This window comes from Leptospira biflexa serovar Patoc strain 'Patoc 1 (Paris)' (genome assembly GCF_000017685.1).
GTDB lineage: Bacteria > Spirochaetota > Leptospiria > Leptospirales > Leptospiraceae > Leptospira_A > Leptospira_A biflexa.
The window spans coordinates 3,038,129-3,049,392 of sequence record NC_010602.1 but is presented as its reverse complement, the minus strand read 5'-3'; the positions used below and the strand labels follow the sequence as shown (position 1 = coordinate 3,049,392).

At 38.7% G+C, this 11,264-nt stretch carries 8 protein-coding genes; 5 read left to right on the top strand and 3 right to left on the bottom strand.

Annotated elements, in window-relative coordinates; translation table 11 throughout:
• Position 1 precedes the first annotated feature (1 nt).
• Positions 2–1,069 carry a FliG C-terminal domain-containing protein gene (locus tag LEPBI_RS14440; RefSeq protein ID WP_012389872.1) on the bottom strand — a complete coding sequence of 356 codons (1,068 nt, stop codon included), beginning with the start codon at positions 1,067–1,069 and terminating at the stop codon, positions 2–4.
• Positions 1,070–1,182: 113 nt separating this feature from the next.
• On the opposite strand from LEPBI_RS14440, the gene LEPBI_RS14435 reads away from it, so the two are divergent.
• From LEPBI_RS14435 to gatB, 5 genes are all read left to right on the top strand, one after another.
• Positions 1,183–3,297 (top strand): adenylate/guanylate cyclase domain-containing protein, encoded by a 2,115-nt coding sequence (locus LEPBI_RS14435; protein WP_012476408.1) that lies wholly within the window; start codon positions 1,183–1,185, stop codon positions 3,295–3,297.
• The gene (locus tag LEPBI_RS14430; RefSeq protein WP_012476407.1) at positions 3,285–5,435 is read left to right on the top strand and encodes an adenylate/guanylate cyclase domain-containing protein; all 2,151 of its coding nucleotides are present in this window, start codon (positions 3,285–3,287) and stop codon (positions 5,433–5,435) included. The genes LEPBI_RS14435 and LEPBI_RS14430 overlap by 13 nt, the downstream gene beginning before the upstream one ends.
• An 85-nt stretch (positions 5,436–5,520) precedes the next feature.
• Complete coding sequence (locus LEPBI_RS14425; protein ID WP_012389869.1) at positions 5,521–6,996, top strand: aldehyde dehydrogenase family protein; 1,476 nt, start codon at positions 5,521–5,523, stop codon at positions 6,994–6,996.
• Positions 6,997–7,192: 196 nt separating this feature from the next.
• A complete protein-coding gene (locus tag LEPBI_RS14420) occupies positions 7,193–8,296 on the top strand; it encodes a bacteriohemerythrin (protein WP_012389868.1) in 1,104 nt (367 codons plus the stop codon).
• A 58-nt stretch (positions 8,297–8,354) separates the two neighbouring features.
• Positions 8,355–9,818 (top strand): Asp-tRNA(Asn)/Glu-tRNA(Gln) amidotransferase subunit GatB, encoded by a 1,464-nt coding sequence (gene gatB, locus LEPBI_RS14415; RefSeq protein WP_012389867.1) that lies wholly within the window; start codon positions 8,355–8,357, stop codon positions 9,816–9,818.
• A gap of 32 nt (positions 9,819–9,850) precedes the next feature.
• Here the strand turns inward: gatB and LEPBI_RS14410 are convergent, their stop codons facing one another.
• Together LEPBI_RS14410 and LEPBI_RS14405 are read right to left on the bottom strand one after the other, a co-directional pair.
• Positions 9,851–10,447, bottom strand: coding sequence for a histidine phosphatase family protein (locus LEPBI_RS14410; protein ID WP_012389866.1), 597 nt, complete (start codon positions 10,445–10,447; stop codon positions 9,851–9,853).
• Positions 10,432–11,259: an adenosylcobinamide-GDP ribazoletransferase gene (locus LEPBI_RS14405; protein WP_012389865.1), complete on the bottom strand. Its 828-nt coding sequence runs from the start codon at positions 11,257–11,259 to the stop codon at positions 10,432–10,434. Before LEPBI_RS14405 ends, LEPBI_RS14410 begins: the two co-directional genes overlap by 16 nt.
• Between the last annotated feature and the right edge of the window lie 5 nt (positions 11,260–11,264).

The following is an 11,264-nucleotide window of genomic DNA, read 5'->3' as shown; positions in this document are numbered from 1 at the left end:
CTTACTTCAATCTCCAAAGTTTCACTTTGCCTTCATCCATTGCTTCGCGCAAACGATCTAAGATTCCCTTTTGGGCTTCTTCAATCTCCGCAAGCGAAACAGGACCTAACGAATCCCATTCGATCTTTATCTCTTTCACAAGCCAAGATTCCAAATTGGAATAAACTTGATCACGAAATTCAGTCTCCACTCCTTTTAGCGCGCAGGCAATGACAAGAGGGTGGATCTCAGAAAAAAACCGAGTGAGACTTGTCCTTCCCAAATGAAGGAGGTCTTCCAAACGAAAGTAGTGTTCTACTATAGTTTCGGCATATTCTGGGCTTTTTTTCTGAATTCGTTCAATTAAATTTTGAGATGGTAAAAAAGGAAGCCTGGTGAGAATTTCGCCGGCAGTTTTGGCTTTCCGACTGCGGATCTTGGAAACCGGCATTTTTTTTTCGATGAGCTCCATTTTGAAGCGTAGGAACCGCTCCAATTGGTCCCTTTCCCTGTCGGAATGGAAGTCGATTTCTGCCAGAGCCAAAATGACCTCTTCTCGGAGGGATTCTGGGTAATCTGAAAGGACTTCCGATGCCGTTTCTGGATCCGAAAAGCTGAGTAACCTAGCCACAACCTCAGGAGACTCATCCATGCTTAAGTTTCGTAATAATTCCGTGGAAAATTTGGGAAGTTCCGGCCAGAGGGGGCTGGTTCGTTTGGAATCCTCTTCTTTTAGGATCTCATCGAGCAAAGAATACAATTCGTTCGTTTCTGGGTGGGAACGATTGGTTGGCGGATGGGTAGGGGAGAGATTGTTCGTGAAATGGAGATGGGGAACGGGGTCAATACCACTTCGAGAAGGAGATCCGTCCGTTTTTTTGTCTTGGATCCCTTTTTTTTTGAGAAAATTGGTAAAAGAGAGGAGGAGGTCTTTTTCTTGGCCTTTGGTTGGGGAAGGATTTGTTTCTACTTTCAACAGTAGGGATTCAATCTCTGCATCTGTTAAATGGGCGAACACTTCATCTGGAAGGTACTGGCCTAAAATTTGGTATGCCAGCGCGGCTTTGTTGGGTCCAGAAGTTGGTGCCATTTAGGAGACATAATAGCTTATCGAGTGCTTCGTACAAACCAAAAAATATTATTTTTTTCATTTTGAAAACTTCCTTTCCAAATAACCGTCGGAAATGTCTCTGAAGGTTAGGGATGACCCTTCAGAACCGCATTATTCTTTGTTTCGTTTTTCTCACTTTGTCCTGCCAGCTTGTGACTCCCACTGGGGAAGTCACATCGGGTACTTTGGACTTGAGGGCATTCCCATGGAAAACGGGAAAGGCAATCACACTCCACGGTGAGTGGAAATTTTATCCTCATACTTTGGGAGAAATACCACCTGACGCGAGTCATTCGCTACTTCCAGTTCCATCTCTTTGGAATGAAGTTCCCCTCAGGTCAGGGATCGTGGATGGGAAGGGATATGGGACTTATGTTTTGGATATTTTGCTTCCGAGTGAGTCGCAGATTTATTCATTGTATTTACCCGAAGTTCGGACTAACTTCCGAGTAACCGCCGCTAATCGTACGTTACTTTCTGGATTGCCTGGGAAGGATAAAAAATCAACAATCCCGAGCGCACAAGGTCAAAGTTTTACATTTCATGCCAAAGACAATATTCAAATCAAAATTGAAGTGAGTAATTTCCATCATAAAGAAGGTGGATTACCCAATGCTCCTATATTTGGAACAGCAGAAACGGTTCAAAATTATATTTTGGCAGAGAGTACGATGGACATTGCACTCACTGGTGCTCTGTTTATGTTTGGATTGTATCATTTTATTTTATTTTTTTATCGTAACAAACAAAGGGAGGCATTCTATTTTGGATTCTTTTGTTTGGTATTTGCAATCCGACTACCATTTGTGGGAAGTAAAACGATTTATGCCATGTTTCCTAATATCCCTTGGGAACTTGTGATATATGTTGAATATGCATCTGTTTTTGTTTTAGGTATTTTGTTTTTATGGTTTGTGGATGGTTTATTCCCTCGATTCATTGAAACAAGAATCATTCGATACTTTAGTGCCTTTGTTCAATTCGTTTTGGTTTACGGACTCATTATCAAACCAGAATTTTATACCGAATTTGAAGTCGTATTTCAAGTGTTAGGTGTTGTTTATGCTGTCTTTTTGGGGATTCGACTTTACCAAATGGTAGTGAAAGGATTACCAGATTCACATATATTCTTTTTAGGGTATTTGATTTTGTTTTTTGGGTTTGTATATGATGTATTTCTTGCTTACACTGGAGAAGGGGAATCATCCTTATCACAAATCGCTGTCTTTCTGTTTTTTGGAGTTCAATCCACGATTGTGACACTTCGTACGGCTAGAACCTTTCATAAAAAGGTCCTTTTAAAAGAAGAGTTTGAAACCATCAATGAACAATTTATCCTGACAAATCGTTTTTACGCAAAATTCATTCCTCGAGATTTTTTAACTCATTTGGGTAAAGAAAGTATCGAGGAAGTAAAGTTAGGTGACAGTAGCGAAAGAGAGATGACCGTTTTATTTGCGGACATTTGGGAATATTGGGATATCATCTATTCCATTCCACTTGAAAATCGTATTCTATTTACGAACTCATATTTAGGTCGAATTGGGCCTTGTGTCCGAAAGAACAATGGATTTATCGATAAATACATTGGAAGTGCTGTGATGGCTCTTTTTGATGGTGGAATTCAAAATTCGATCAAAGCAGCAGAAGACATCCAGTGGGAATTGGAAACATACAACGAAAGGCGAAGAGGATTCGGATATTTACCCTTACATGCAGGTATTGGAATCCATTCCGGGGATACGATGCTCGGAATTTTAGGTGAAGAAGAAAGGCTCGAGTCCACTGTCATATCGGATACTGTGAATTTAGCAAGTCGCATCCAAGGATTGACCAAAAAGTACAATGCTAGAATCCTTGTTAGTTTAACCTCTTTGATGTTACACGAAGATTTGGATACCATTCCTTATCGGATTTTAGATTTTGTGCGAGTCAAAGGCAAACAGGAAACAGTGATGATCGCGGAAGTATTAATTCCTGGCATTGATTCCATTTCCGATCAAAAAATTGCATACCGTGAACAATTTGAAGCCGCCATCTTTGATTACGAACGAGCCGATTTTGTTTCTGCATTGAATGGATTTCGAGAAGTACATACAAACAATCCCGAAGACATTGCTGCACAAATCTATATTGAAAGGTGTGAATACTACCAAACTGCCGGCGTTGGCGAAGATTGGGATGGGGTTTCTGCATGGGAAAAATAAAACCAATCCTAAATCATTTGATATTAGTAAACTTTCTTTTCTTTTGTTTGGCGTTAGTTTCGTGTAACTTTGATAATACGAAAGTTGCAAAAAAAGGATATTTGGAAATTCCAGAAGTATTTGTGGAAAACCACAAAAAAATTTCATTGAATGGAGAATGGGAATTTTATTGGAACGAGATTTATGGCGATGCCTTATTCCAAAAAATAGCGGAAAAGAAACAAACTTACGTTAACGTTCCTTCATCTTGGAACTCTGTTCGGCCAGAAGGAATCGGTGGGGATGGGTATGCCAGCTTTCGTTTAGTTGTTAAAGTTCCAGATCCTAACATTCGTTATTATTTGAGAGTGCAACCTGCAACCAGTGCTTATGAATTGTACATCAATCGGCAAAAAATTGCTTATTCAGGGGTCATTGGTGTGGATCAATTGTCCGCAAAACCAAAATACCAAATTCAATATGTTTCGTTCCAACCTGAATCTTATGAACAAGAAATCATTTATGTTGTCAGTAATTTCCATCATGCTCGCGGTGGTTATCGCAAACCCATTGAAATGGGTACAAAAGAAGTCATCCAAAACGAGTCACTCATATATTCGGCTGGTGAAGTATTTGTGTTCGGTGCTATGCTCACGATGGCATTGTACCAACTCACTGTTTTTTTCTTCCGTAGGCAGGAGAAAAGTTCACTGTTTTTTGCTCTCTTTTGTTTGTTCACAGGCCTTCGCTTAGTTATATTAGATAATTATTACATAGTATATGCGTTTCCCGATTTTTCATGGAAATGGATGCAAGTATTGGATTATTCTTCGGCACCACTGCTTGTTTGTTTTTTCTTAAGTTATTTACGCAGTTTGTTTCCTGGAAAATCAGAAGTACCCAATTGGATGTTACAATCTTGTTGGAGTTTGAGTTTTACATATGTATTATTTGTCTTACTCACAGATCCGAAACTCTTTACAACGACCAATATTGTTTCGCAGGTTTTTATCTTATTTTTTAGTATCTGCTCCTTTTATGTGATCTTTCGTATCTATCGCCAAAGGAAACGAGATAGTAGTTTAGTTTTTTATGGTTCACTCATTTTGATGTTGGGTTCGACACATGATTTGATGGCAGGGAATTATTGGTTCCAAGCCCAACCCCTTATGCCATTTTCATTATTTGTATTCTTTTTGTTCCAAAGTATTCTACTTGCGAGAAGGAATGCTCGTTTTTATTCCTCGATGGATACTTTAACAACAGAATTAATTGAAGTAAACAATCGACTTGAATCATCTAACAAAGTTTATGCAAAATTTGTACCCTTACGACTCATCCAATTGTTTTCCAAAAAAGATGAATCAAAAGTCAAACGTGGAGATTTTATCCTAAAACACATGTCAGTATTGTCGTCTGATATTCGTGATTTTACAGCAATCTCGGAAACGCTTAGTCCAGAGGAAACATTTCTTTTTTTGAATGATTATCTCAGACAAGTTGGGCCTATCATTCGTTCTCAAAATGGATTTATCGAAAAGTATGTTGGTGATGCCATCTTTGCATTGTTTGAAAAAGAACCAGAAGATGCACTTTCGGCAGCGATTCAAATGCACAAAACGATTGCGAATTGGAACAAAGAAAGTCACAACCATCGTGTTGGGGAAATCCAAATCGGTGTTGGAATCCATTTTGGTGAATTGATGTTAGGAATTGTTGGGGAAGAACAAAGAATTGAATCCGCAGTACTTTCCGATTCCATGGGAGTTGCCAATTCCTTAGAATCAATGACGAAAAAATATGGGGCAAAAATCATTCTTAGTTTAGATGCACTTTTAGAATTAAAAGAACCGGATTCTTATCCGCATCGACTTTTGGATTTTATTAAAATTCCCGCAAAACAAAAGTTAATCGGAATTGCACAAGTTTTAGTGGAGGGGGTCGAAGAATCCTTTCAGCTCAAGATCCAAACCAAAGAAGAATTTGAAGAAAGTGTGAATTTGTTTTGGGATGGGGACTTTCGGGCAGCGGAGCTTGGATTTTCATCAGTTTTGAATCGAGACCCTTCCGACAAGGCAGCCCTTCTGTATTTGGAACGATCCCAACAATACCTCCAAAATGGACCTCCTCCTGGGTTTGGAAAGGGATTTTTGGCATAAAAAAGACATAGAATCGCCTAGGTTTTTGAAAAAGTTCTTGAATTTCCTCTCTAACTGAACGAGAGTCAGTAATACGGAGATTCCCATGACCCAAGCCACTCTTTCTACGGCAAATGTTTCTAACACAGCCGTCATCCAAACCAAAAGTTTTACTCCCAAAGACATCGATAGAATTTTTAATGCACAAAAGAAAAAAGCTCTCGAACTTCGTTTGACGAATTACAAAACACGAATTCAAAAACTGAAGAAACTAAAAGATGTAGTCTTAAAATACCAACCACAAATCCAAAATGCACTTCACGCCGATTTTAGAAAATCCGCAGGAGAAGTGGACATCACTGAAATTTTACCAACCATCGCAGAAATCAATGATGCCATTCGCCATATCAAACATTGGATGCGCCCTAAAAATGTAATGACTCCTCCCACCTTGCTTGGTGCCACAAGTCGAATTGTGTATGAACCAAAAGGAGTGTGTCTGATCATCGCACCATGGAATTATCCATTCCATTTGGCAATTGCTCCACTTGCCGCTGCGATTGCTGCGGGTAACACAGTGATGTTGAAACCATCAGAATTTACTCCAAATACTGCAAACATCATTAACGTAATGTTAAATGAAATATTCTCTGAGGATGAAGTGGCAGTGTTTGAAGGGGATGTGAGTGTTGCGACAGCCCTACTCGAAATTCCATTCGATCATATTTTTTTCACAGGGTCTACTCCGGTTGGAAAGATTGTGATGGCAGCTGCTGCAAAAAACTTAACTAGCGTTACACTCGAATTAGGTGGAAAATCTCCATCTATTATCGCAGAAGACGCTGATATGAAAGTGGCAGCTGAAAGAATTATGTGGGGTAAGTTTTTGAACGCTGGGCAGACTTGTGTAGCACCTGACTACTTACTCATCCCTGAAGCGAAAGTGGAAGAATTCGTAAAATACGCGAAAGAAACGACTGAAAGTTTTTTCAAATCGAAGCCAGAGAATTTTACAGCAAGTACTGATTTCTGCCGTATTGTGAATGCAAAAAACTTTTCCAGAGTTTCTTCCTACATTGATGATGCCGTAAAAAAAGGCGCCAAAATTGCGTATGGTGGTGAAGTGAGAAGTTCTGATAACTTCATTGCACCCACCATCTTAAACAATGTTTCCCTTGATTCTAAAATCATGGAAGACGAAATTTTTGGACCTCTCCTTCCAATCGTCACATACAAGTCATTAGATGATGCAATTCATATCATCAATGAAAGACCAAAACCATTAGCATTGTACATCTTTACAAAAAAGAGAAGTACATCCAAATATGTGTTACGTAGGACAAGTTCTGGTGGAGCCGTGATCAACGATGTGATTTTACACCTTGTGAATCCAAACTTACCGTTTGGTGGAGTCAACCATTCAGGACATGGAAGTTACCACGGAATTTTTGGATTTAAAACATTCTCTCACGAAAGGTCCGTTTTACAAACACCAAAAGCTTCTATTGCAAAACTGATGTATCCACCTTACTCTGGTTTTGTGAGACTTATGGTAAAATTGACAACCAAGTTTTTCGTCTAATAACGATCAAACATTGTCTAAAACAAATCACTCCCGGGGGAAACTCGGGGGTGATTTCCTGATATTTACTACATTCCTCAACATAAACAAAATCTTAATCAAATTAGTTTCAATGATTCTAATTCAATGATAAATATCAATTTGGGTTTTTCCTCAATTTGTGTGACAACTCGGGTCACCTAAATTTTGTGGAAACATGCAAAAGGATTCCTCCGCACATTTAGATTCCCTACGAATCACATGGTTAAGTGAGCCCTTCCATCTTGGTATTCCCATCATTGACCTGCAACATGTGTGGCTTGTACACATCATATTGGAATTGGAAGAAGAAATTGTGGAAGCGGAAAAATCGGATTCTGATGTAGACGTACATTCTTCCTTTCGAAAGGCTCTTGATTATGTGGCAGAACATTTTGCGTTAGAAGAAGATATTTTAGAACATTTTAACTATCCCAATTTTAAAGAACACGTATTGGGTCATCGAAAATTTGTCGAACGACTCACTGAAAAATATTACGAAGCCAAAAATAACCAAATGGCTGCACTTGGAATTTTACAAATCTTAAAAAAATGGTTATTCCAACACATCTTACACGATGATACAGACTATGCAGAGTTTTTTAAAGCATCTAACGTAGATCTCAAATCGTATTGTAACCAAATTCTAAAATCAGGTAAGTATCCCATTTCAAAAGAACAACTTTTGATCTATCAAAATATTGTGCAAATTGATACATCAACCATCTCACTGCACGAACAATCAATTGATACGATCCAAGAAATTCGAAACATATGGAAAACTTATAATTTATCTACTGGAATTCCCATTATCGATTTACAACATATATGGCTCTTAAAAATGATTGTAGAGTTAGATCATTCACTTAAGTTAGGTGATGGATCAAGTGAAACCTTTCATAAAGTAATTGCTGAGGCAATTGAATACACCAAAGACCATTTTGGTGTGGAAGATAAAATTATGCGTTATTTTCGATACACTGATGTAGTACAACATATGAACCAACACAAACGGTTTATCGAATTTATTAAAATGAGAAATGATGAGTATAAATTGGGTAATCCTAGGGTTGGTTTACATTTGGTGCAAGACCTACGGAATTGGTTACTTTCACATATCGCTTTGGAAGATAAAAAAATTGGTTTGGCATTTGAGTCAAGGGTGAGAGAACTTTCTGAGTTTACAAAAAAATTGCATCAAACCGGGGAAATTGGGATCTCGAGGGAGCAAAAAAATCTATATAAATTGGTCCTACAATCGGTCCCAGACCTCTTGGATTAAAAACTGGAGGAATTTGAATTGCCAGGTTCATTTTCCGTGAAAATCCTGTTACCAAACCATGGAATACGAAGTCATCATCGGTCTGGAAGTCCACGTCCAGCTCAATACCAATTCAAAAATATTTTCCACTGCCACAAACGAATTTGGTGGTAGTCCCAATACTCATATTTCTCCTTTATGTGTTGCCTTGCCTGGCACCTTGCCAGTGTTAAACGAGGTGGTCCTTGAAAAAGCAGTCCGAGCTGGTGTGGCTCTTGGTTGTGAGATCACAAAATTTACAAAATTTGATCGTAAAAATTATTTTTATCCAGACTTACCGAAAGGGTATCAAATTTCACAATTTGATAAACCATATGCTACGAAAGGTGGAATTCATGTTCTATTAAAAGGGGAAAAAGAAGAAAAGTTCATTCCTCTGACTCGTATCCACATGGAAGAAGATGCGGGTAAACTCATCCACTCTCACGATCCTTCTATCAATCGTTCGTATGTGGATTATAACCGTGCAGGGACACCTCTCATCGAAATTGTCTCCGAACCAGACCTAAGATCTTCTGATGAGGCTTATGTATATTTAAATGAATTAAAAACCATCCTTCGTTACATCCAAGTATCTGATTGTAATATGGAAGAGGGATCACTACGATGTGATGCAAACGTCTCCATTCGTCCGAAAGGAGAAAAAGGATTTCGTACTCGAGTGGAAATCAAAAACCTAAACTCATTTAAGGCCGTAAAACAAGCGATAGACTATGAAGTCGAATGGCAAAAAGATGTATATTCTAGAGGTGAGTCCTTCAAACAAATGACAAAACTTTGGGATGCAACACTACTCAAAACCATCCCGATGCGTTCCAAAGAGATGAGCCATGACTATCGTTATTTTCCAGAACCAGATTTACCTACGATTCAAATTTCGGATTCTTTCATTGAAGACATTCGTAAAACTCTTCCTGAGTTGCCACGACAAAAAAAAGAACGTTACAAAACAGAACTTGGACTTCCCGAATATGATGCGGAAGTTCTCACTAGTGAACGTGAAATCGCAGAATACTTTGAAGAGGCACTTGTCATTGCAGGTGATGCAAAAAAAACTTCAAATTGGGTCAAAGATGAAATCTTAGGAATTGTGAATAAAGAGAATATTTCCATCCAAGAGTTTGCCATTGATCCAGTGCGGATTGGTAAACTTGTGAAACTCATCAACTCTGGTGAAATCACAGGAAAAATTGCGAAGACGATTTTTGAAGATATGTTAACTACAAAAGACCAACCCGAAACCATTGTGGAGAAAAATGGTCTGAAAGTGGTTCGTGATGACAAAGCCCTTGAAGAAATTGTGATCCGTGTGATTGAATCCCAACCAGAATCTGTGGAAGGTTGGAAAAATGGAAAAGACCGAGTGCTTGGTGCCATTGTCGGTGGAGTCATGAAAGAAACAAAGGGGAAAGCTGATCCAAAACTTGTAAATGAACTGATACTCGCCAAATTAGGCCCGTTAGGTGAAAAAAAGAAGGTATAAGCCTTTAGATTCGTTTAGGAAACAGTTGTCTGTTAAGTGATTTCTAGTTTGTGAACAGAACCAAAATCCACAGGGGACTTAAATGCTTCCTCATGTGGAATTCCTTGGAGCCGACAAAGTATGGCTCGAATAGGACCAGAATGGCAGACAACAATCATTACATTTAATTTTTGTTTGTTTGTCTTTTCCCAGTTTTCGCGTAAAGCTCCATGGGTTTTCCAATCATCTAAAAACTGATCCACTCTTTTGATTAAGTCAGTAAAAGCTTCCCCATTGGGAGTTCTGGCATTCACAAAATCTTTCATCCAAGGGATTGTATCTTTTCTCGGAATTTCTTCCCAAAGTTTTCCATCCCAATCCCCAAAATCCATTTCTAACAATCGTTCGTCTCTATTCAATTGGGTATGATAAGCATTTTCATTTGGATTGTATTTAGAAAGTAATGCGTTTGCCAATTTAACAGCACGTGGAGCAGGGCTAACTACTAAATGATCAAAGTTAGGTGGTAGATGGGCGAATGTAGTTTCTGCAGTGTCTTCTACAGGGTATTTGAGTGGAAAATCAGTTCGCCCGTAACAAGTGCCTTTGGGTGCTATGGTTTCTGGATGGCGAATTAAATAGAGATCCATACAAATACTCCAGAGATCCAAATGCAAGTTTCCACAACTTGTTGGACAGCCCCCAAACAATCACCAGTGAATCCTTGGATCCATCGTTTCATGAGCGAAAACATATAAACAAAACTTGGGATGATACATAGTAGGCTTAGCAAAAAGTAAGGATGTAAATACACCAGTGCTAAAAAAGGAGTAACTCCAAAGATACAGGCAAAATAAATTTGAGGCCAATTGATTTCTTTTGCCATCGGTTTTGCATATCCTTCTTCTTTCGCATAAGGTAAAAGTTTCATCATGAGTATTGATAAAAATCGACTAAAGCTCTGGGCAGTCACAAAGTACAACCAAACACTGAGGAGGTGAATTTGGGCAGACGAACCAAAGGTAAATGGAAGTCCTTTGATTTCATATTGGTGAAAGGTTTCTGAGACACCTAAGACTTTTAAAAGTAAAAGTAACGAAATACCGGCGGCACCGAAACTTCCGACACGACTGTCTTTCATAATGCGTAAAATATCTTCTCGTTTCCATCCGCCACCAATCCCATCACAAAAATCGGAAAATCCATCTTCGTGAAAGGCACCAGTGAGAATGAGTAAAAAACCAAGAGAAATTGTAAACGCAATCGTAGGTCCAAATAAAAATTGGAACAGAAGGAAAACAAACCATTGTAAGCTGCCGAGTAAAAAACCAACAGAGGGAGAATATTTAATGGAATGGTGTAACCACTCTTCTTGAAAACCGATCCAACGCGGAGAAGGAATCCTTGTGAGAAAGGACATACAAACAAAAAACAAACGGATTTCTAATAGGATATATTTCATAGTGA

What these genes read in the sequence shown, in the direction of transcription:
- LEPBI_RS14430 (WP_012476407.1), top strand. Translation starts at nt 3,285, where the DNA reads ATGGGAAAAATAAAACCAATCCTAAATCATTTGATATTAGTAAACTTT.
- LEPBI_RS14405 (WP_012389865.1), bottom strand. Translation starts at nt 11,259, where the DNA reads ATGAAATATATCCTATTAGAAATCCGTTTGTTTTTTGTTTGTATGTCC.
- LEPBI_RS14420 (WP_012389868.1), top strand. Translation starts at nt 7,193, where the DNA reads ATGCAAAAGGATTCCTCCGCACATTTAGATTCCCTACGAATCACATGG.
- LEPBI_RS14435 (WP_012476408.1), top strand. Translation starts at nt 1,183, where the DNA reads ATGACCCTTCAGAACCGCATTATTCTTTGTTTCGTTTTTCTCACTTTG.
- gatB (WP_012389867.1), top strand. Translation starts at nt 8,355, where the DNA reads ATGGAATACGAAGTCATCATCGGTCTGGAAGTCCACGTCCAGCTCAAT.
- LEPBI_RS14410 (WP_012389866.1), bottom strand. Translation starts at nt 10,447, where the DNA reads ATGGATCTCTATTTAATTCGCCATCCAGAAACCATAGCACCCAAAGGC.
- LEPBI_RS14425 (WP_012389869.1), top strand. Translation starts at nt 5,521, where the DNA reads ATGACCCAAGCCACTCTTTCTACGGCAAATGTTTCTAACACAGCCGTC.
- LEPBI_RS14440 (WP_012389872.1), bottom strand. Translation starts at nt 1,069, where the DNA reads ATGGCACCAACTTCTGGACCCAACAAAGCCGCGCTGGCATACCAAATT.